17 protein-coding genes and 1 pseudogene are annotated in these 20259 nt (G+C 73.0%); 13 read left to right on the top strand and 5 right to left on the bottom strand.

All coding sequences use genetic code 11. From position 1 onward, the window contains the following. From ABTZ03_RS22580 to ABTZ03_RS22550, 7 genes are all read left to right on the top strand, one after another. The coding region (locus ABTZ03_RS22580; RefSeq protein ID WP_350514846.1) for a hypothetical protein at positions 1-124 on the top strand (124 nt) is incomplete at its 5' end. An 86-nt stretch (positions 125-210) separates the two neighbouring features. After that, entirely contained in the window at positions 211-1179 is a 969-nt protein-coding gene (locus ABTZ03_RS22575) for a potassium channel family protein (protein ID WP_350514845.1), read from the top strand. Positions 1180-1215: 36 nt separating this feature from the next. Then, positions 1216-2193: an NAD(P)H-quinone oxidoreductase gene (locus ABTZ03_RS22570; protein WP_350514836.1), complete on the top strand. Its 978-nt coding sequence runs from the start codon at positions 1216-1218 to the stop codon at positions 2191-2193. A 129-nt stretch (positions 2194-2322) separates the two neighbouring features. Next, the gene (locus ABTZ03_RS22565; RefSeq protein WP_350514835.1) at positions 2323-3129 is read left to right on the top strand and encodes a hypothetical protein; all 807 of its coding nucleotides are present in this window, start codon (positions 2323-2325) and stop codon (positions 3127-3129) included. A 265-nt stretch (positions 3130-3394) separates the two neighbouring features. Next, positions 3395-4009, top strand: a complete 615-nt coding sequence (locus ABTZ03_RS22560) for a bacterial proteasome activator family protein (protein WP_350514834.1) — start codon at positions 3395-3397, stop codon at positions 4007-4009. A gap of 275 nt (positions 4010-4284) precedes the next feature. Continuing rightward, positions 4285-5709 (top strand): protein kinase domain-containing protein, encoded by a 1425-nt coding sequence (locus ABTZ03_RS22555; protein WP_350514833.1) that lies wholly within the window; start codon positions 4285-4287, stop codon positions 5707-5709. Between the two features lie 113 nt (positions 5710-5822). After that, the gene (locus tag ABTZ03_RS22550) at positions 5823-7607 is read left to right on the top strand and encodes a protein kinase domain-containing protein (protein ID WP_502894553.1); all 1785 of its coding nucleotides are present in this window, start codon (positions 5823-5825) and stop codon (positions 7605-7607) included. A 5-nt stretch (positions 7608-7612) separates the two neighbouring features. On the opposite strand, the gene ABTZ03_RS22545 is transcribed toward ABTZ03_RS22550, so the two are convergent. After that, positions 7613-8701, bottom strand: coding sequence for a phosphotransferase (locus ABTZ03_RS22545; protein WP_350514832.1), 1089 nt, complete (start codon positions 8699-8701; stop codon positions 7613-7615). Positions 8702-8765: 64 nt separating this feature from the next. Next, the gene (locus ABTZ03_RS22540) at positions 8766-9425 is read right to left on the bottom strand and encodes a response regulator (RefSeq protein ID WP_350514831.1); all 660 of its coding nucleotides are present in this window, start codon (positions 9423-9425) and stop codon (positions 8766-8768) included. Between the two features lie 426 nt (positions 9426-9851). Between ABTZ03_RS22540 and pdhA the strand changes: the two genes are divergently transcribed. Genes pdhA through ABTZ03_RS22525 form a run of 3 tightly spaced genes read left to right on the top strand, consistent with a single transcriptional unit; the run spans position 9852 to position 13468 of the window. Further along, positions 9852-11006: a pyruvate dehydrogenase (acetyl-transferring) E1 component subunit alpha gene (pdhA, locus tag ABTZ03_RS22535; RefSeq protein WP_350514830.1), complete on the top strand. Its 1155-nt coding sequence runs from the start codon at positions 9852-9854 to the stop codon at positions 11004-11006. After that, complete coding sequence (locus tag ABTZ03_RS22530) at positions 11006-11980, top strand: alpha-ketoacid dehydrogenase subunit beta (protein WP_400917000.1); 975 nt, start codon at positions 11006-11008, stop codon at positions 11978-11980. Before pdhA ends, ABTZ03_RS22530 begins: the two co-directional genes overlap by 1 nt. A gap of 15 nt (positions 11981-11995) precedes the next feature. Further along, complete coding sequence (locus ABTZ03_RS22525; RefSeq protein ID WP_350514829.1) at positions 11996-13468, top strand: dihydrolipoamide acetyltransferase family protein; 1473 nt, start codon at positions 11996-11998, stop codon at positions 13466-13468. A 79-nt stretch (positions 13469-13547) separates the two neighbouring features. Here the strand turns inward: ABTZ03_RS22525 and ABTZ03_RS22520 are convergent, their stop codons facing one another. Then, positions 13548-14453 (bottom strand): hypothetical protein, encoded by a 906-nt coding sequence (locus ABTZ03_RS22520; protein ID WP_350514828.1) that lies wholly within the window; start codon positions 14451-14453, stop codon positions 13548-13550. 205 nt (positions 14454-14658) lie between these two features. On the opposite strand from ABTZ03_RS22520, the gene ABTZ03_RS22515 reads away from it, so the two are divergent. From ABTZ03_RS22515 to ABTZ03_RS22505, 3 genes are all read left to right on the top strand, one after another. After that, positions 14659-15891, top strand: a complete 1233-nt coding sequence (locus tag ABTZ03_RS22515; protein WP_350514827.1) for a benzoate/H(+) symporter BenE family transporter — start codon at positions 14659-14661, stop codon at positions 15889-15891. 178 nt (positions 15892-16069) lie between these two features. Continuing rightward, entirely contained in the window at positions 16070-17302 is a 1233-nt protein-coding gene (locus ABTZ03_RS22510) for a M64 family metallopeptidase (RefSeq protein WP_350514826.1), read from the top strand. A gap of 111 nt (positions 17303-17413) precedes the next feature. Beyond that, entirely contained in the window at positions 17414-18790 is a 1377-nt protein-coding gene (locus ABTZ03_RS22505) for an MFS transporter (RefSeq protein ID WP_350514825.1), read from the top strand. 229 nt (positions 18791-19019) lie between these two features. Here the strand turns inward: ABTZ03_RS22505 and ABTZ03_RS22500 are convergent. Together ABTZ03_RS22500 and ABTZ03_RS22495 are read right to left on the bottom strand one after the other, a co-directional pair. Next, a pseudogene (locus tag ABTZ03_RS22500) lies at positions 19020-19181 on the bottom strand (BRO family protein); the annotation flags it as partial. 118 nt (positions 19182-19299) lie between these two features. Next, on the bottom strand, positions 19300-20121 hold the full coding sequence (locus ABTZ03_RS22495; protein WP_350514824.1) for a maleylpyruvate isomerase family mycothiol-dependent enzyme: 822 nt from the start codon (positions 20119-20121) through the stop codon (positions 19300-19302). Positions 20122-20259 lie beyond the last annotated feature (138 nt).

The raw sequence follows: 20259 nt of genomic DNA, 5'->3' as shown, positions 1-20259 counted from the left end.
CGTGCCGCTCGCCTTCGACGGGCCGGCCATGCTGCGCGGGCTGGCCCGGGCCGAGGCGCTGGCCGTCGTGCCGCCCGGCGGGGCGGACGCGGGGCGGGTCGTCGAGCTGGTGGAGGCGCCGTGAGCCGGCTGCGGCGGATCTCGGCGCCGGGCACGGAGCCGTGGGCGGACGCCGGGATCGTGCTGCCCGCCCGGCGCACCGCGCCCGCGATGGCGCAGGTCGGCTCGCGGCTGCTGCTCGCGCTCGCCGTGCTGGTCGCCACCTCGGTGATCGTCTACCTCGACCGGGGCGGCTACCACGACAACGCGGGCGGCGAACTGAGCTTCCTGGACGCGGCGTACTACGCCACCGTGACGCTCTCCACCACCGGCTACGGGGACATCACCCCGTACAGCGACGGTGCCCGGCTCACCAACATCCTGGTGATCACCCCGCTGCGCGTGCTGTTCCTGATCATCCTGGTCGGCACCACCCTGGAGGTGCTCACCGAACGCACCCGCCTGCAATGGCGGTTGAACCGCTGGAGGTCCACCGTGCGCGAGCACACCGTCGTCATCGGGTTCGGGACGAAGGGGCGCAGCGCCGTCGACACCCTGCTCGGGCAGGGGGTGAAGGCGGAGGAGATCGTGGTCGTCGACCCGCAGCGCAAGGTGATCGAGAGCGCCTCGCAGCACGGCCTGGTCGGGGTGGTCGGCGATGCGACCAGGACCGACACCCTGGTCCGGGCCGCCGTCCCCAACGCGGCCCGGATCGTGGTCGCCCCGGAGCGGGACGACACGGCGGTACTGATCACCCTGACGGCACGCCAGTTGAACAAGGCCGCCACCGTGGTCGCGGCGGTCCGGGAGGACGAGAACGCGCCGCTGCTGCGGCAGAGCGGGGCCGACGTGGTGGTCACCAGCTCCAGTTCGGCCGGGCGGCTGCTCGGGCTGTCGATGCTCAGCCCGCACGCCGGGGCGGTGATGGAGGACCTGCTGACCTACGGGAACGGGCTGGACGTGGTGGAACGGCCGGTCACCCGGGCCGAGGCCGGGCACAGTCCGCGCGAGTGCGAGGAGTTGGTGGTCGCGGTGGTGCGCGGCCGGCGGGTGCTCAACTACACCGAGCCGGAGGCCGCCGTGCTCCAGCTCACCGACCGGGTGATCGTCATCAAGTCCTCCGGTCCGGGCGGGGCCTGAACTCCGAACCGCCGTACGGCGCAGTAGGTTCGGGGCATGCATGCGATGACGATTCCCGTACCCGGCGGCCCCGAGGCGCTGGTGTGGTCCGAGGTCCCCGATCCGGTGCCCGGCGAGGGCGAGGTCCTGGTGGAGGTGGCGGCCACCGCCGTCAACCGCGCCGACCTGCTCCAGCGGCAGGGCTCCTACAACCCGCCTCCCGGCGCCTCGCCGTACCCGGGGCTGGAGTGCGCCGGGCGGATCGTCGCCCTCGGTCCGGGCGTGGCCGGCTGGGCGGTCGGCGACGAGGTGTGCGCGCTGCTGGCCGGCGGCGGCTACGCGCAGAAGGTCGCGGTGCCGAGCGGGCAGCTGCTGCCGCTGCCGAAGGGGCTGAGCCCGGAGCAGGCCGCGGCGCTGCCGGAGGTGGCCTGCACGGTGTGGTCCAACGTCTTCCTCACCGCCCACCTGCGGCCGGGCGAGACGGTGCTGCTGCACGGCGGCGCCAGCGGGATCGGGACGATGGCGATCCAGCTGGCCAAGGCGGTCGGCGCGCGGGTCGCGGTGACGGCCGGCAGTCCGGCGAAGCTGGCCCGGTGCACCGAGCTGGGCGCGGACATCGTGATCGACTACCGCGAGCAGGACTTCGTCGAGGTGCTCCGGGAGGCCACCGACGGGGCCGGGGCGGACGTGATCCTGGACATCATGGGCGCCAAGTACCTGCAGCGGAACGTGGACGCGCTGGCGGTCAACGGGCGACTGGTGATCATCGGGCTGCAGGGCGGGGTGAAGGGCGAGCTCGACCTCAACGCGCTGCTGCGCAAGCGGGCGGCGGTGATCGCCACCAACCTGCGCGGGCGGCCGCTGGCGGAGAAGGCGGCGATCGTGGCGGCGGTGCGGGAGCATGTCTGGCCGCTGGTCGAGTCCGGGGTGGTGAAGCCGGTGGTGGACCGGGTGCTGCCGCTGACCTCGGTGGGCGACGCGCACCGGGTGCTGGAGGCGGGCGAGCAGGTCGGGAAGGTCGTGCTGACGGTCTGAGCGGGGCCGGGCGGCTTCCGGCGACTGTCCGAAATGCTGTGTTTGTCGGTTTGTGTGACGCTGGTCCGGAGCTGTCCCGCCGCCGATGCCGCCCCCCGGGCGCGGTCGGCCGTCGGAAGGACTCCGACCGTGGCCGCAACTCCGCACGCCGTCCTCGGGCCGCTGCCCGCCGCGCCGTACCGCTGTCGTGACCGCTGTGATCGCCGTGACCGCCGGACCCGCGCCGCCCGTCCGACCGGCCGGGCCCGGCGGCTGCTCGCGGCGGCCGTGCTGGGGCTGACGCTCCCGCTGGCCGCCGCGACCGGGGCGGTGGCGGAGTCCCCGCCGAGTGCCTCGGCTCAGGCGGCGGGCTTCCCGGTGGCGGGCTTCCCGGTCTGGGGTGGTGATGGGGCCCAGGACGACGACCAGGCCCAGGGGGACGACCAGGCCCAGGGCGATGACGGGACCTGGGCCGACGACGAGAGCCAGGGTGCCGACGGGCCGGCCGTGTCGTCCGGGCCGGCCGTGGCGTCGCCCAGGGCCGCGCCGCCGCAGTACGTGCTGCCCGACCGGTCCCGCCCGGACTTCGCCGCACTCCGGGCGCACCGCCACCGTCCCGCCCTCGCGCCCGACCAGGTGCCGGATCAGGCCCCCGACCAGGCGTCCGAGCAGGTGCCGGACCGGGCCGGCGGGCAGCTGCCCGAGCAGGTCCAGGACCAGGGCGCCACGGCCGACCAGCCGGACGCGGACGCCCCGGAGGCGTCCGCCCCCGCCCCCGCCGCCGGGCCGGACACCGCCACGGTGGCCGCCGGTCGGTCCGAGGCGGTCGCGGTCGCCCCCGTCCTGCTCCCGGCCCGCTGGCAGGACCCCTCCACGCTCCAGCTGCCGCTGGGGGTGGGGCTGGGGTTGATCGGCTGCGGCCTGGGGCTGGTGGGGCTGCGGCTGCGGAAGGGCTGAGACGAGCGCGCGCCGGGGCGTGCGTCCCGGGGAGTGGAGATTCGGTGCGGGTTCCCGGCGGGTGTGTCCGAGGAGTGGGGTGGGTTTCGCGGGGTGTCGGGGGAGGTGCTGTGCGCGCCCGGGGCGGGGACGGACGGTGGGAACCGAGTATCCGTACGGATTCCCGCGGGGGCCGTCGGGGCGTACCGTCGTCACGGGTGGCGCAGGACGGCGGAACGCACGGGGGCTTCCGCCCGACCAACCCCAGTGAGAGAGAATGTTGTTCATGACGAATCCGATGAACGAGCGCTCGTCGCAGGAGCCCTTCCGGGCCGCCGGCGGGCAGTCGCAGGACGGCCAGAAGGTGCTGATCGTCGGACCGGACGGGCTGCCCGTGGGCCAGGGGTTCGCCACGGTGCCGCTGGAGGGGGACGACGAGGCGGACACGCCGCGCGAGCTCCCGGTGACCGAGATGGTCGAGCAGCCCGCCAAGGTCATGCGGATCGGCAGCATGATCAAGCAGCTGCTGGAGGAGGTCCGGGCGGCGCCCCTCGACGAGGCCAGCCGGGTCCGGTTGAAGGACATCCACGCCAGCTCGATCAAGGAGCTGGAGCTCGGACTGGCCCCGGAGCTGGTGGCCGAGCTGGAGCGGCTCTCGCTGCCGTTCACCGACGACACCATCCCCACCGAGGCCGAGCTGCGGATCGCCCAGGCCCAGCTGGTGGGCTGGCTGGAGGGCCTGTTCCACGGCATCCAGACCGCCCTGTTCGCCCAGCAGATGGCCGCGCGGGCGCAGCTGGAGCAGATGCGGCGCGCGCTGCCGCCCGGTCTGCACAACGGGGAGCCGGACGAGGAGGACCCGGGCCAGGGCCGCGGCATCCGTTCCGGCCCCTACCTGTAGGTCCACTGTCGCGGGGCCCGTCGGGGGGACGGGACGTACCGCGACGATCCGCCCCCGGACCACGGCGCCGCGGCCCGGCGCCGGTGGTCCGGGGGCAGGATCGGCCCTGGACCGATCACCGTCGGCGGAAGCCGATACCCTGACCCCTGTCGCTGGCCGGTCGAGCCGCCGCGGCAGGGGGTTCGCCGGGCCCGCGGGCCGGGCCCACCACGCACGGACGAGACCTAACGTCACGGTTGCGGCAGCACCACCGCGCCGAGGGGGAGCAGAGGACCATGAGCGAGCACGGCAACGCGGCGGTCGAGGGCTCCGCGCTGGGCCACGGCCGCTATGTGCTGCAGCGGCTGCTGGGCGAGGGCGGCATGGCCTCCGTGCACCTCGCCTACGACAGTGTGCTGGACCGGCAGGTCGCGCTGAAGAGCATGCACAGCGAGCTGGGCCGGGACGACTCGTTCAAGGAGCGGTTCCGCCGCGAGGCCCAGGCCGTGGCCCGGCTGGAGCACCCGAACATCGTCACGGTGTACGACAGCGGTGAGGACGTCGCCGCGGACGGCTCCAGCACGCCGTACATCGTCATGCAGCTGATCGACGGCCAGGGCCTGCGCGAGGCGATCAACGAGGCGGTGGTCCAGTACGGCGCGATGCCGACCGAGCAGGCCCTGCGGGTCGTCGTCGGGGTGCTGAACGCGCTGGAGGCCTCGCACGACATGGGCCTGGTGCACCGCGACATCAAGCCCGGGAACGTCATGTTCGACCGCAAGGGCAATGTCAAGGTCATGGACTTCGGCATCGCCCGGGCGCTGGAGTCGGGGGTCACCTCGATGACCCAGACCGGCATGGTGGTCGGCACCCCGCAGTACCTGTCGCCCGAGCAGGCGCTCGGCAAGCCGGTGGACGCCCGTTCCGACCTGTACTCGGTCGGCGTGATGCTCTTCGAGATGCTCACCGGCCAGCTGGTCTTCGACGGCGACTCGGCCTTCTCGATCGCCTACAAGCACGTCCAGGAGGAGCCCCCGGCCCCCTCCGGCCTGAACCGCTCGATCACCCCCGTGGTGGACGCGTTCGTGGCCCAGGCGCTGCGCAAGGATCCGGCGCACCGGTTCCAGAGCGCGGCCGCGATGCGGGACGAGGCGGAGCGGCTGATCGCGGAGCTGAAGGGCGGCGGTGCCGGGCACGCGCTGCAGGCCAGCTCCCCGCTGGTGATCAAGGAGGGCCCGCGCTCGGTGTCCGCGACGCCGCAGGCGCCGCAGACCCCGCACCCGTTCCAGCAGCAGCCGCCCCAGCACCCGCAGCACCCCCAGCAGCAGCACCCCCAGCCGCAGTACCGGACGCCGCCGCCCGCGTACCAGACGCCACCGCCGGCCTACCAGCAGCAGCGCCCGCAGTACCAGACCCCGCCGCCCGCGTACCAGACGCCGCGGCCGCAGGCCCCGCAGACGCCGCAGCCCTTCCGCCCGCCGATGCACGCCCCGGGCCCGCAGCCGATGCCGCCGTACCAGCAGCCGAAGCCCAGCGGCGGCGGCTGTTCGACGGCCTTCGTGGTGATCGCGATCATCGTCGGCGTGCTGGTGCTGGCCGGCATCATCATCGCGATCGTGGTCAACAAGGCGCAGACCACCACCAACGGCAAGTTCCATTCCGAGCGTCCGGCCGCGGTCGTGCTGGTGGGCCCTGAGGCCGACCGGAACGGGCTGGTCTGACCTTTTCCAGCCGCTTCGCACGTGTCACGGCCGCGCGCCGGAAGCGGTAGCGTTCGGGGATACGTAAGCGACAGGGCACCGCGATTCCGAGCGAACGCCCGGGGCGAGGAGCGATGGCACAGACGCAGCAGCCGGACGACGAGGCGGGTGCCCGCGCGAACGGAGCGACCGGCGGAATGCCGCGGATCCCCGAGCCGGGCAGTGAAGCCGCGACCTCCGCGCTGCCGCCGTTCGGCGGGGCCGGCGGGCTGCACACTCCGGGCCGCGGGGTCCCGATGGGCACGGTCGGCGACGGCCGCTACCGGCTGACCCACCGGCTCGGCCGCGGTGGCATGGCCGAGGTGTTCGCCGCCGAGGACATCCGGCTGGGACGCACCGTCGCGGTCAAGCTGCTGCGCGGCGAGCTGGCGCAGGACGAGGTCGCCCGGGTGCGTTTCACCCGCGAGGCACACGCCGTCGCCGCGCTGAACCACCACTCGATCGTCGCGGTCTACGACACCGGCGAGGAGTACGTCGGGGACGAGTCCACGCCGTACATCGTGATGGAGCTGGTCGAGGGCCGGACCGTCCGCGAGCTGCTGGTGGACGAGGAGGCGCCGCCGGTCGACCAGGCGCTGATCATCATCGCCGGGGTGCTGGAGGCGCTGGCGTACAGCCACCGCAACGGCATCGTGCACCGCGACATCAAGCCCGCCAACGTGATCATCACCCACGCCGGCGCGGTCAAGGTGATGGACTTCGGCATCGCCCGGGCGCTGACCGGTGGGGCCACCACGATGACCCAGACCGGCATGGTCATGGGCACCCCGCAGTACCTGTCGCCCGAGCAGGCGCTCGGCAAGGCGGTCGACCACCGCTCCGACCTGTACGCGGCCGGCTGCATGCTCTACGAGCTGCTCACGCTGCGCCCGCCGTTCACCGGCGACACCCCGCTGTCGGTGGTCTACCAGCACGTCCAGGACATGCCGGTGCCGCCCTCGCAGGCCAACAGCCGGGTGCCGCTCGGCCTGGACCCGCTGGTGCTGCGCTCGCTCGCCAAGAACCCGGACGACCGCTTCCAGGACGCCGACGAGTTCCGCGCCCATCTGCAGCACGCGCTGCGCGAGATGCACGGCGCGGCCGGGGCCGGCTGGGTCGGTACGGCCGCCGGGATGCCCGGCGACACCGGGGCCACCCAGGTGCTCCGGCCGGACCAGGCGGCGGCCACCCAGGCCTTCGGCGCGGTCGGCCCGGGCGACCAGACCTCGGTGCTGCCGTACTCGCCGGGCGGCCCGCACACCCCTGCGCCCTACCAGGGGGCGCACGGCGGTGGCGGCGACGACGAGTACGACGACCACGACGACCACGGCCGTCGGCGGCGCGGGCCGTGGGCCTGGGTGGCCGGCGGGATCGCGGTGCTGGTCGCGGCCGGGGCCGGGATCGCCTTCGCGCTCAGCGGGGGCGGCGGCGGCAACCTGCCCGTCCAACCCAGCACGCCCGCACCGGCGGTCAGCACCGTCGAGTCGACCACGCCGAACCAGAACGGCCAGCAGACCCAGCCGCCGTCGACCTCCGGCAGCCGGCGGCCGAACCAGCCGGCCGACACCGGGACGTACGGCAGCGGTGGCGGCACCGGCGGCAACAACATGTCGCCGTCGCCGGGTTCGGGCAAGCACTCGACCTCGCCGTCCCCGACGCCGAGCCACTCGGCCTCCGCCAGCACGACGCCGACCGGCGGGGCGAGCACCGCGCCGACCTCGGGGACGGGCGAGGGCAGCGGTTCGACCGTCCCGAAGCCGCCGCAGCCGTCGACGAAGCCGCCCGGCGGCAGCGGTGGTGCCGGTGGTGCCGGTGGCGCCGGCGGTGCGGGTGCCGCCGGTGGTTCCGGCGGCGGGCCCACGCTGCCGGCCGCCGGCTGACGGGATCAGTTGGCGAAGGCGTCCAGGACCTGCTCGTACTCCTGGCACCACCACGCCAACTGGCCCGCCGAGGCGGGGTAGAGCGGGTCGGCCCGGTGGTCGGCCCGCTGGTAGCGCCACTGCAGCATCCAGAAGTCGTTCAGCCGCTCCCACCAGACCCGGTGCGCGGCGGCCGCCAACTGCTCGGCGGTGGCGGCTCCGGAGGCCCGGTAGGCCTGTGAGTAGCGGCGGACCCGGACCAGGTCCAGGGCGCCGCCGGTGCGGTCGTTGAACAGCAGGGTGGCGGCCCGGACGGCCTCCTCGGCGCGCGGCTGCGGGCCCAGCTTGTCCCAGTCCAGGACGGCCGCGACCCGGTCGCCGTCGTACAGCAGGTTGAGCCCGTGGAAGTCGCCGTGGGTCCATCCGGTGGGCGGGGTGGCGAGCGGGTCGGGGCGGCGGTGGGCGTTTTCGGCGAGCAGTTCCAGCCGTTCGTCGAGCCGTTGGACGACCAGGGCGTCCAGGTCGCCGTACGGGCGGTGGGCGCGGGCGCGGTCCCGCAGGTCGCGGGCGAGTTCGGCGCTGTCGAGGGGGTCGGCGCTGCGGTAGCCGGCGGGTTGGTCGAGGAGGGCGCAGACCTCGTCGAGTGCGCCGTGCAGTCGGCCGAGCAGCGCGCCGAGCGCGTCGCACTGCGACGGTTCGAGCTCGGTGCCGTGCCGGTGTCGGCCATCGGTCCAGGGGAACAGCGCGAACAGCCGGCCGTCCAGGCCGGCCACCGTCCCGCCGCGGCCGGAGCAGCTCAACGGGGGTGCCACGGGCAGTCCCAGGGCGTGCAGGTCGGTCATCGCGCGGTGGTGGGCGAGGATCTTCGGACGGTTGGCGGTGGCGGCGTCGACGTAGCACTTCAGGAAGTACGTCCCGGCCTCGGCGGTGACCCGGTAGCCCCGGTTCAGCAGGCCTTCGGCGACCGGTTCGGCGGTCAGCAGCCGTCCCACCCGGAAGCGGGCCAGGACCTCGGTGAGTGCGCTGCGCGGGACGGGTGGACTGAGGGTCCCTATCGGCGGTGCGGCGAGGTCGGGGCGGGCCGGGGCGCAGGCGAGGGTCTGGCTGAAAGTCACGTGCAGAGGTTATGGCCCCCTGGTGGGGGCCCTTGACAAACCATCACATGTGTGAAGTGCCGTATCAGTACTGATGATCGGCCTGGTGCCGCGCCACGTAGGCGGCCGCCTGGGTGCGTCGCTCCATGCCCATCTTGGCGAGCAGACTGGAGACGTAGTTCTTCACCGTCTTCTCGGCCAGGTGCAACTCGTTGCCGATCTGACGATTGGTCATCCCCTCGCCGATCAGATCGAGGATCCGCCGCTCCTGCTTGGTGAGTTGGGACAGCCGCTCGTCCTCCTTCTCGCCGCCGTCGCGCAGTCGGGCGAGCACCCGGCTGGTGGCGACCGGGTCGAGCAGGGAGCGGCCGGCCGCGACGTCCCGGACGGCGGTGATCAGGTCGGTGCCGCGGATCGCCTTCAGGACGTAGCCGGAGGCGCCCGCCATGATCGAGTCGAACAGCGCCTCGTCGTCCGAGAACGAGGTCAGCATCAGGCACTTGATCTCGGGCAGCCGGGAGCGGATCTCGCGGCAGACCTCGACCCCGTTGCCGTCCGGCAGTCGGACGTCGAGCACCGCGACGTCGGGGTGGACCGCCGGGATCCGGGTGAGTGCCTCGGCGGCCGTGCCGGCCTCGCCGACGATCTCGATGTCGTCCTCGACGGAGAGCAGATCGTGCACGCCCCGCCGGACGACCTCGTGGTCATCGAGCAGGAACACCCTGATTTGTCCGTTATCAGTCACGTGCAAAGCCTCCCATATCACCGTACTCAAGGCCTATCGTGTCCAGCTTCGCGAAGGCGGGATCAGGCCACAACCGACCGAAACCGATACCGAGAACCCCCTTACGTACGGGCGTCCGCCCGGATAACGTGCGCTGGTGTCCTGAAGGCGCTCGAATTGAGAGCTGCGTCACGCCGACCGTCACCCCCACCCTTCCGACGGCGAGCCGGGCGCGGCACCCTCGGGGTCGTAGGCCCTGAACAAGTAGGACGTCCTAGCGCAAGCGCGCCAAGGGCGGACGCTGGGTAACGTTCTCGTGAGGGCCGCCGTCGGAACAGGATCACCACCTGCCACGCCATGGGTGCGCACACCCACGCGCGCCCCGCGAGGCGGTGACCGGACCGGTCACCGGCGACCCCGGGCGGCCGGACAGACCGAGGAGTGAACGTGACCGTCAAAAGCACGGCGAGGACCCGCAAGAAGGCGGCCCCCGCTGTCCCTGACACCCTCCGCGCCACGGGGACGGACGCCCAGCCGGAGCTCGTCCAACTGCTCACGCCGGAAGGCGAGCGGGTCGAGCACCCGGACTACCCCCTCACCACCACTCCCGAGGAGCTGCGAGCCTTCTACCGCGACCTGGTGCTGGTGCGCCGGTTCGACGCGGAGGCCACCACGCTCCAGCGCCAGGGCGAGCTGGGCCTGTGGGCCTCGCTGCTCGGGCAGGAGGCCGCCCAGGTCGGCTCCGGCCGGGCCATGCGTCCCGGCGACTACGCCTTCCCCACCTACCGCGAGCACGGCGTGGCCTGGTGCCGCGACGTCGACCCGCTGAACCTGCTCGGCATGTTCCGCGGCGTGAACCACGGCGGCTGGGACCCGAACGAGAAGAACTTCCACCTGTACACCATCGTGATCGGCGCGCAGGCCCTGCACGCCACCGGCTACGCGATGGGCATCACCAAGGACGGCGCCGACGACGCGGTGATCGCGTACTTCGGCGACGGCGCCTCCAGCCAGGGCGACGTCAACGAGGCCTTCACCTTCGCCTCGGTCTACAACGCGCCCGTGGTGTTCTTCTGCCAGAACAACCAGTGGGCGATCTCCGAGCCCACCACCACCCAGACCAAGATCCCGCTGTACCGCCGCGCCTCCGGCTTCGGCTTCCCCGGCGTCCGGGTCGACGGCAACGACGTGCTGGCCTGCCTCGCGGTCACCCGCTGGGCGCTCGACCACGCCCGCAGCGGCAACGGCCCGGTGCTGATCGAGGCCTTCACCTACCGGATGGGCGCGCACACCACCAACGACGACCCGACCCGCTACCGGCCCACCGAGGAGACCGAGGCCTGGAAGGCCAAGGACCCGATCCTGCGGCTGCGCACCCTCCTGGAGAAGGAGGGCCTGGCGGACGAGGAGTTCTTCGCCGCCGTCGACGCCGAGAGCGAGCAGCTGGGGCTGCGGGTGCGCGAGGGGGTGCGTGGGATGCCGGACCCGGACCCGACGCTGATCTTCGACCACGTGTACAGCGAGCCGCACGCGTTGGTCGATGAGGAACGGGCCGGGTACGTCGAGTACGCGGCCTCCTTCGAGGCGGGGGAGAAGCACTGATGGCCGGGCAGCTGAGCATCGCCAAGGCGCTCAACGAGGCGTTGCGCAAGTCGCTGGAGAACGACCCGAAGACTCTGCTGATGGGCGAGGACATCGGGAAGCTCGGCGGCGTCTTCCGGATCACCGACGGCCTGCAGAAGGACTTCGGCGAGGACCGGGTGATCGACACCCCGCTGGCCGAGTCCGGGATCATGGGCACCGCGATCGGCCTCGCGCTGCGCGGCTACCGTCCGGTGGTGGAGATCCAGTTCGACGGTTTCGTCTACCCGGCGTTCGACCAGATCGTCTCCCAGCTGGCCAAGATGCACGCCCGCGCGCTCGGGCACGTCAAGATGCCGGTCACCGTCCGCATCCCCTACGCGGGTGGAATCGGCGCGGTCGAGCACCACAGCGAGTCGCACGAGGCGTACTTCGCGCACACCGCCGGTCTGCGGGTGGTCAGCCCGTCCAACGCGCACGACGCGCACTGGATGCTGCGGCAGGCGATCGAGTCGGACGATCCGGTCATCTTCCTGGAGCCCAAGCGGCGTTACTGGGACAAGGGCGAGGTCGGGGCCGCCGCGGACCTCGGGCTGCACGACGCCCGGATCGTCCGTCCCGGCGCGGACCTGACGCTGATCGCCTACGGCCCGATGGTCAAGGTCTGCCTGGAGGCCGCCGCGACCGCCGAGGAGGAGGGCCGCCGGGTGGAGGTCGTCGACCTGCGCTCGCTCTCCCCGATCGACTTCACCGCGCTGGAGGAGTCGGTCAAGCGCACCGGGCGGGCCGTCGTGGTGCACGAGGCGCCGGTCTTCATGGGCATGGGTGCGGAACTGGCCGCCCGGCTCACCGAGAAGTGCTTCTACCACCTGGAGGCACCGGTGTTGCGGGTCGGCGGCTACCACGCGCCCTACCCGCCGTCCCGGGTCGAGGAAGCCTTCCTGCCCGACCTGGACCGCGTGCTCGACGCCGTCGACCGCGCGCTCGCGTACTGATCCGGGGGAGCGAAGATGACCACCGAAGTTCGCTCGCTCCGCGAGTTCAAGATGCCCGACGTGGGCGAGGGCCTGACCGAGGCCGAGATCCTCAGCTGGTACGTCAAGCCCGGTGACACCGTCACCGACGGGCAGGTCGTCTGCGAGGTGGAGACCGCCAAGGCGGCGGTGGAGCTGCCGATCCCGTTCACCGGGGTCGTCGAGCAGCTCTTCTTCCCGGCGGGCACCACGGTCGACGTCGGCACCGTGATCATCACGGTGGCGGTCGCCGGTGGGGCGGGGGCCGCCCCGGCCGCGCCCGCCGCTGCCGCGCCCGCCGCTGCCGCGCCCGCCGCCGCCCAGGCGCCGGCCGCCGAGCCGGAGCCGGAGCGGCGGGAGGTGCTGGTCGGGTACGGCCCGCGCACCGGCGCCACCCAGCGCCGGGCCCGGCGGACGACCACCACGACCGTCACCGCGTCCCAGCCGGCCCCGGTCGCGGCTGTTGCCGCCCCGGTCGCGGCCCCGGCCCCGGTCCCGGCCGCCCCGGCGGTCGTCCCGTCCGTGGTCGAACTTCCGTCCGGCGACCGGCCGTTGGCCAAGCCGCCGGTGCGCAAGCTGGCCAAGGACCTGGGCATCGACCTGCGGGCCGTCACCCCGACCGGCCGGGACGGCGTGATCACCCGCGAGGACGTGCACGCCCACGCGGCGGCCCTGACCGCGGCGCCGGCGACGGCGCCGGCCGTCGGGCAGCCGGTCGCGGTCGAGGCGGCCGAGGCCGTGCCGACGCCGCTGCCGGTGTCCACCGCGGGCGACGTCCGGGTGCCGATCAAGGGCGTTCGCAAGGCGACCGCGCAGGCGATGGTGGCCTCGGCCTTCACCGCCCCGCACGTCACCGAGTTCGTCCAGGTCGACGTGACCCGCACCATGAAGTTCGTCCGCAAGCTCAAGGAGAGCGGCGAACTGGGCCGGGACGTCCGGGTCAGCCCGCTGCTGCTGGTCGCCAAGGCGCTGCTGGTGGCGATCAAGCGGCACCCCGAGATCAACGCCCAGTGGGACGAGGCGGCCCAGGAGATCGTGATCAAGGGTCAGGTGAACCTCGGCATCGCCGCGGCCACCCCGCGCGGCCTGATCGTCCCGAACATCAAGGACGCCGGCGCCAAGACCCTTGCGGGCCTGGCCACTTCGCTCGGCGAGCTGGTCGAGACCGCCCGCCAGGGCAAGACCTCGCCGGCCGACATGCAGGGCGGAACGGTCACCATCACCAACGTCGGCGTCTTCGGCGTCGACACCGGCACCCCGATCCTCAACCCGGGCGAGGCGGCCATCCTGGCCTTCGGCGCGGTCCGGGAGCTGCCGTGGGTGCACAAGGGTAAGGTCGTCCCGCGCCAGGTCACCACGCTCGCGCTCTCCTTCGACCACCGGCTGGTGGACGGGGAGTTGGGCTCCCGGGTGCTGGCCGACGTGGCCGGGCTGCTGGAGTTCCCGAAGCGCCTGATCACCTGGGGCTGACGGCCCGCCGGGCATGACGAAGGGGCCCTGTTCCGTACCGCCGTACGGAGCAGGGCCCTTCGTCGTACCCGCCCGTCGACTACCGCTGGCGGCGGAGGCGCCGGACGGCGAGCAGGACGCCGCCCCCGAGGGCGAGCAGCACGGCGGAGGAGGTGGCCAGGAAGGCGTTGGTGGCGGAGGCGCCGGTGTGGGCGAGCTCCGGGGTGCCGGCCGGGGCGGTGGTCGCCGGGGCGGCCGTGGGGACGGCCCCGGCGGCGGGGGCGGCGGTGGTCTTCTCGGCGGCGGGCTGGGCGGCCTTGGCCGGGGCGGGCTTGGCCGGGGCGGGCTTGCCGGCCGGGGCCTGCTGGCCGGCGGTGTCGGCGGCGGGCGCGGTCCTGGGGTGGGTGACCTTCACGGTACGGAAGTCCCAGGACTCCGGCGTGAACTTGTCGTTGCTGGCGTCCGTCACCAGGTTCAGCGAGGTCAGGCCCTTCGGGGCGTCGGGGGAGAGGGACACCCGGAACGTGAAGTCGGCGGTCTGGTGGTTGGCCATCGGCTGCGTCAGCGAGTCGGTGTCGACGTCGATTCCGATGCAGCCCGCGTTGAGCTTCAGCGCCTTCCAGGTGCCGTGCTGCTTGACCTCGACCCGGAGGTCCTTGGTGCGCAGGGGAGCGCCCTGGCCGGCGGACGCCAGGCCGAAGGACGGGGTGGTCCGGGCGACGTCGGCGCCGCTGTCGTTGGCGACCGTCAGACCGAACTCGCTCCAGTTGCCGTCGGCGGCGATGCTGGTGGGGTCGGAGTGCAGGAACGCCGAGGTCGGGACGGTCGGTCCGGCGACGACGGGCGGGGTGTCGTACCGCTGGTCGCCGCAGGCCCAGCCGGTGTCGGCGGCGATGAACTGGACGCCGCCCGCGAGGACGGTGGTGGCGGCGAGCACGGCGATGCGGCGGCGGCCGGAGAAGGCGCGGTCGTTCTTCGCAATACGGGTGATAACGGACGTACGCATGACGTGACTCCCCAAGGTCATGGGTCTGACGGTGTGTGGGTGAAGACGACCGGCCCCGCTCCTGCTGAGCGGAAGCGCCCCCCGGCTCTGCCGGTCTCGCTCTCCGTGCCTTCACCCTGATAGACGTCCATCCCCGCCGGGGGTTGCAGGTGGATCGAAAAGTTTTTTTCGGGAGTCTTCGACCGGGCTTCGGGATACTGCCGGAATGACGGATGAGCTGACGATCCGGCCGGAAGCGCGGTCGGACGAGGGTGGGGAACGTCGGTCGCTGCGGCGGGACGCTTCGGCGCCGGCGCTGCTGGCGGGGCTGATCTGCGTCGTGGTGTCGTTCTCCGGCCCGCTGGTGGTGGTCCTCGCCGCGGCGGCCGCCGGGCGGCTGGACCCGGCGCACACGGCGTCCTGGATCTGGGCGGTGGCGATCGGCAGCGGGGTGAGCGGCTTCGCGCTCAGCTGGTGGACCCGGACGCCGGTGATCACCGCCTGGTCCACCCCGGGGGCCGCGCTGCTGGTGACCAGCCTGGGCGACTACCCGTACCGGGAGGCGGTCGGGGCGTTCCTGGTGAGCGCGGTGGTGGTGACGCTGTTCGGGGTGACCGGCTGGTTCGGCCGGCTGATCGCGGCGGTGCCGGTCGGGATCGTGAACGCGATGCTGGCGGGCATCCTGTTCTCCTTCGGCGCCGGGATCTTCGGCGCCGTGCACAGTGCGCCGGTGCTGGTGGTGGGCAGCTTCGCGGCCTTCCTGCTGGCCAAGCGGCTCGCACCGCGGTACGCCGTGCCGGTCGCGCTGCTGGTCGGCGGGGTGCTGGCGGCGGTCACCGTCGGGCTGCCGCTGCACCCGGGCCCGGGCGGGCCGACCGTGCCGGTGCTCACGGTGCCGGCGTTCTCCTGGTCCGCCGTGGTGGGACTGGCGCTGCCGCTGACGATCGTGGTGCTGGCCTCGCAGAACGCGCCCGGCCTCGGGGTGATGCGGGCCTTCGGCTACCGGGCGGACGACCGGCTGCTGATCGGTGCCACCGGCGCGATGTCGCTGCTGATGGCGCCGCTCGGCTCGCCCGGGGTGAACCTGGCGGCGATCACCGCGGCGATCTGCTCGGGCCCGGAGGCCCACCCGGACCCGCGCCGCCGCTACGTCGCGGGGATGTCCTCGGGCGCGGGGTACGTGCTGGTGGGCAGCTTCGGCGGAGTGCTGGTGAGCCTGTTCACCGGGTTGCCCAAGGAACTGATCGCGGTGATCGCCGGGGTCGCGCTGCTGGCCTCGCTGCAGGGCAGCCTGGCGGCTGCGGTCGCCGAGGAGCGCGGCCGGGACGCGGCGGTGGTGACCTTCCTGGCGAGCGCCTCGGGGATGAGCCTGTTCGGCATCGGCTCGGCGTTCTGGGGGCTGCTCTTCGGGCTCGGCACGCACCTGCTGCTGGACGTCGGGCGGCGGCCGCGGGGTTGAGCCCCCGTCGGCGCTCCGAATCCCTCGGAATTGATTGGTATGACCTGGACGATGTGGATCGTTCGGCCAGGCCGGTGACATTTTCGTCCGCCGGTGGGGGCGACACGCCGGTCCGGGTACGTCTCCGCTCCACCACCTGGGCGACACCGGGTGACCGGAACCCCGAGGACGCACCCGAATGCCTGCTGGCAACCCTGGCCGTCTCGTCCGGAGTCTGGCCGCCCTCGTACTGGTGTCCGCCGCCGGACTCCCCGCCGCCCTGGAACTGGTCGGTCCCTCGCCGTTCGGCGCGATCGGCGCCGGCGTCCCCCTCGACCTGGCGCTGCCGCCGCACACCGCACTCCGCGCCGACCAGCGGATACCCGCGGCCGCGCCGACCTTCGACATACGTCGGACCGGGGACCCGGCCAACCGGATCACCCTGGTCCTGCTCGGCGACGGCTACACCGCGGACGAACAGGAGGTGTTCCGGCAGCAGGCCGACAAGGCCTGGCACTCGCTGATGGACATCGAGCCGTTCCGCACCTATCAGGGGTTCTTCAACATAAGGCGGGTCGAGGTGGTCTCCCCGGCCTCCGGGATAGCCGAGAGCGAGGGCCGCGGCCGCCACCCCGCCACCCCGCTGGGGATGCACTTCTGGTGCGAGGGCACCGCCCGGCTGCTCTGCGCCGACGAGGGCGCCACCGCCCGCTACGCCGGGGACGGCGCCGGGCCGCAGTACCTGATCGCGCTGGCCAACTCGGTCGAGTACGGCGGCGCCGGGGGCACCGGGGTGACCACCCTGGCCGGGGGCAGCCCGGACGCCGGGCGGATCATCCAGCACGAGATCGGGCACACCGTGGGGGACCTCGGCGACGAGTACGACAGCGCCCCGGACGACGCCGACTACCCCAACCTCTCCACCCTCGACGCCGACGACATGCGCAGGAAGCAGACCAAGTGGTGGCGCTGGCTGGGCGCGGTCTCGCCGGACGGCGCCGGCACCGTCGGGGCGTACCGCAGCGCCAACGGCCTCTACCGGCCCACCCCCGACTCGGTGATGCGCACCCTGGGCAGCGCCTACAACCTGCCCTCCCGCGAGGCGATCATCGAGGCGCTGTACCGCAAGGTCCGGCCCACCGACGCCCCCTCGCCGCCGCCCGGCGAGGTCACCGGCCGCCCCCGGCTGGACGTCCGGCCGCTGCCGCTGACCGGCACCCGGCAGCTCGCGGTGGACTGGAAGGTGGACGGCGTCCCGGTCACCCCGCCGGCCCCGGACGGCGGCTGGCTGGACACCGCGGGGCTGGACCTCGCCCCGGGCCGGACGGCGACGGTGACCGCGACCGTCCGGGACACCACCGACTGGGTGCGGGACGAGGCCTTCCGGGACCGCTACATGACCCGGTCGGTGTCCTGGACGGTCACCGGCTGAGGCCGGTGAGCGGCGGGTCCGCGAGGTCGCGTCCCCCGGGGCCGGGGGTCCGCGAGGTCACACCCCCCGGATCTGGGCCTCCCATCATGGGATGACTAACCTGGACGGACTATGACCGTGGAGCCCGCCCGTTCAGCCCCGCCCCTGTCCGTTCCCGCTCCCCGAGCCACCGCCGAGCCCGCCGCCGAGCCCGCCGTCCCGGCAGGAACCGGCGTTCCCGCGCCGCCCGGTGTTCCCGTGCCGCCCGGCGGTCGGGCGGCCTGGCTGGCCTGGTCCGTCGGCGTCAGCGTCTACGTCCTGGCCGTCATCCACCGCACCAGCCTCGGCGTGGCCGGGCTGGACGCCGCCGAGCGCTTCGGCATCGGCGCCTCGGCGCTGTCCACCTTCTCGATCCTCCAGGTGCTGGTCTACGCGGCCATGCAGGTCCCGGTCGGCCTGCTGGTCGACCGGTTCGGGCCGCGCCGGGTGCTGCTGCTCGGCGTCCTGCTGCTGAGCACCGGTCAGCTGGCCTTCGCCTTCAGCTCCTCCTTCGCCCCGGCGCTGGCCTCCCGGGCGGTGCTCGGCTGCGGCGACGCGATGACCTTCATCAGCGTGCTGCGCATAGCCGCCCGGTGGTTCCCGGCCGCGCAGAACCCCTTCGTCGCCCAGCTGACCGGCCTGGCCGGGATGGGCGGCAACCTGGTCACCACCGTGGTGCTCGCCCAGGCGCTGCACAGCGAGGGCTGGACGCCGACCTTCACCGCGATCGCGCTGATCGGCGTCGCGGTGTTCGCCCTGGTCGCGCTGTTCCTCAAGGAGGCACCGGCGGCAGCCGTGCCCGTCGTCGCGCCCGTCGCCCGCCCGGGGATCCGGCGACAGGTCCTCGACTGCTGGCGGGAGCCGGGCACCCGGCTGGGCCTGTGGGTGCACTTCACCACCCAGTTCCCCGGTAACGCCTTCGGCCTGCTCTGGGGCATGCCCTACCTGGTCGAGGCCCAGGGGATGTCCCGGGGCGAGGCGGGTGGGCTGCTGACCCTGCTGGTGCTCTCCAACATGAGCTGCGGCTTCCTCTTCGGCCGGCTGCTGTCCCGCACCGCCCGGGCCCGGATGCCGATCGTGGTCACCGTCATCACCACCACCGGGCTCGGCTGGGCCCTGGTCCTGGCCTGGCCCGGCGGGCACCCGCCGATGTGGCTGCTGATCGGGATCATCCTGGTGATGGGCAGCAACGGCCCGGCCTCGCTGGTCGGCCTCGACTACGCCCGCTCCCGCAACCCGGCCGAGCGGCTGGGCACCGCCTCCGGGATCGTCAACATGGGCGGCTTCATCGGCACGATGATCACCCTCTTCGGCATCGGCGTACTGCTGGACGCCCTCTCCCCGGCCGGCGCCGAATCCTACTCGGCCACCGCCTTCCGCTGGGCGTTCTGCTGGCAGTACGTCCCGCTGGCGGTGGGCACCGCGATGATCCTCCGGCTCCGCCGGAAGGTCGTCGCGGCCGATGCGTAGGGTTTCTGACCTGCGGAAACGCGATTAACCTTCCTAGTAGGAAGGTTAATCGCGGGATCAACCCAACCAAAGGTCAGACATACGGTGTTCGAGTCAGCACCGGTACTCCCGCATGAACTCGGCCATCTGGGAGGCCGTCCCGTAGATGCGGGCGATCTCGCCGACATTCAGTTCCGCGTGCATGAGCCCGCGGGCGGGCGTCGGCGGGTGGCTCGGGTTCCTCGGTAACCCAGTCCTGGAACGGCTTGGAGGTCGTCTTGTTGGACCTCATCAGCAGGGCGTAGAGGCCCGCCTCGCTCACCACCCGCAGGAATGGATTTCCACGGCCGTACAGTTTCTGACCTGCGGAAACGTCGAATGCATCACTTTTAATGATGGTTACCGACCGCATATCGACGGTGCGGTGCTGATGGCCCTCCAGGCCCGCGTGGTTGACGCATGGATGCGCGAGTGGTGCCGACCCGGCGCGCGGTCGTGCGTGTACGCCGGGTGGTGCGCGCTGGTGGGCCTCAGATGGTGACGGCGAAGTTGGCCAGCACCCGTTCGGCCAGTTCCTTGTCGCCCTCGACGCCGACCGGGCCGGGGCGGCCGCGGCCGCAGGCGAGCCGGACGTACGTCTCCCAGTCCATGGTCAGCTGGACGTCGGGGGCCAGGCTGATCGACTCGTCCACGGTGCCGCGGCCGGCCGCGTCCACCCGGACGGTGCGCAGGAACTCCACCGGGCCGGTCACGTCCACCACCAGGGCCGTCCCGGCCGGGGCGCCGGCGCCGTGGGCGACGGCCTTGGGCAGGAACTGCAGCAGGTAGTCCCGGGTGACCAGGGCGCCCGGCGAGTCCAGGTTGCCCGGGACCTCCAGGGCCCGGCGCAGGTCCTGCTCGTGCACCCAGACGTCGAAGGCCCGCACCCGCAGCAGCTCGTGGTACGGGACGTCCGTGGCCAGTGGACCGGCCGGCCAGCGGACCGGCTCCTGCGGCGTCTGCTTGGCGTTCCGCAGCGCCCGGGAGCGCCGGATGACGGTGTACTCCAGCTCGCTGGTCATCTCCAGCGCGGTGTGGCAGCGGCGCTTGTCGACCGGCAGTTCGACGTAGCGGGCGAACTCGGTGGTCACGTGGCGAAGATCACGCGGCAGCGAGTGGATCGGGCGCGGGTCCCCGAGCAGCTCGGACTCCACCGCGATCACGTGCGAGACGACGTCCCGGACCGACCAGCCGGGGCACTCGGTGGCCCGGTTCCAGGAGCCTTCGGGGAGGGGGGCGACCAGCTCCGATATGGACTCGATGCTCTGCGTCCACGCCTCCGTGTAAGCCTGCACGGTCTGGTTGTCCGTCACGGGAATCTCCGGCCCTCCGTCAGCTTTCCTACGCTCCGCGCCCGGCCGTCGCGGTCGGCCGGGATGGTCCGGCTTCCGGGCGCGCACGCTAACCGCACGTTACGCTGCCGGGAGACAGCTGGGCAGCGCTTTCGGGTG

It is taken from the genome of Kitasatospora sp. NPDC096077, from assembly GCF_040303245.1.
GTDB lineage: Bacteria > Actinomycetota > Actinomycetes > Streptomycetales > Streptomycetaceae > Kitasatospora.
The sequence above is the reverse complement of the archived record's forward strand: the minus strand, read 5'-3'. Positions and strand labels throughout refer to the sequence as shown.

Excerpts from the sequence above, each read along its gene's own strand:
- ABTZ03_RS22515 (WP_350514827.1), top strand. The coding sequence starts at position 14,659 with ATGACGGATGAGCTGACGATCCGGCCGGAAGCGCGGTCGGACGAGGGT.
- ABTZ03_RS22560 (WP_350514834.1), top strand. The coding sequence starts at position 3,395 with ATGACGAATCCGATGAACGAGCGCTCGTCGCAGGAGCCCTTCCGGGCC.
- ABTZ03_RS22550 (WP_502894553.1), top strand. The coding sequence starts at position 5,823 with ATGGCACAGACGCAGCAGCCGGACGACGAGGCGGGTGCCCGCGCGAAC.
- ABTZ03_RS22555 (WP_350514833.1), top strand. The coding sequence starts at position 4,285 with ATGAGCGAGCACGGCAACGCGGCGGTCGAGGGCTCCGCGCTGGGCCAC.
- ABTZ03_RS22575 (WP_350514845.1), top strand. The coding sequence starts at position 211 with ATGGCGCAGGTCGGCTCGCGGCTGCTGCTCGCGCTCGCCGTGCTGGTC.
- ABTZ03_RS22505 (WP_350514825.1), top strand. The coding sequence starts at position 17,414 with ATGACCGTGGAGCCCGCCCGTTCAGCCCCGCCCCTGTCCGTTCCCGCT.
- ABTZ03_RS22525 (WP_350514829.1), top strand. The coding sequence starts at position 11,996 with ATGACCACCGAAGTTCGCTCGCTCCGCGAGTTCAAGATGCCCGACGTG.
- ABTZ03_RS22520 (WP_350514828.1), bottom strand. The coding sequence starts at position 14,453 with ATGCGTACGTCCGTTATCACCCGTATTGCGAAGAACGACCGCGCCTTC.
- ABTZ03_RS22570 (WP_350514836.1), top strand. The coding sequence starts at position 1,216 with ATGCATGCGATGACGATTCCCGTACCCGGCGGCCCCGAGGCGCTGGTG.
- ABTZ03_RS22530 (WP_400917000.1), top strand. The coding sequence starts at position 11,006 with ATGGCCGGGCAGCTGAGCATCGCCAAGGCGCTCAACGAGGCGTTGCGC.
- ABTZ03_RS22510 (WP_350514826.1), top strand. The coding sequence starts at position 16,070 with ATGCCTGCTGGCAACCCTGGCCGTCTCGTCCGGAGTCTGGCCGCCCTC.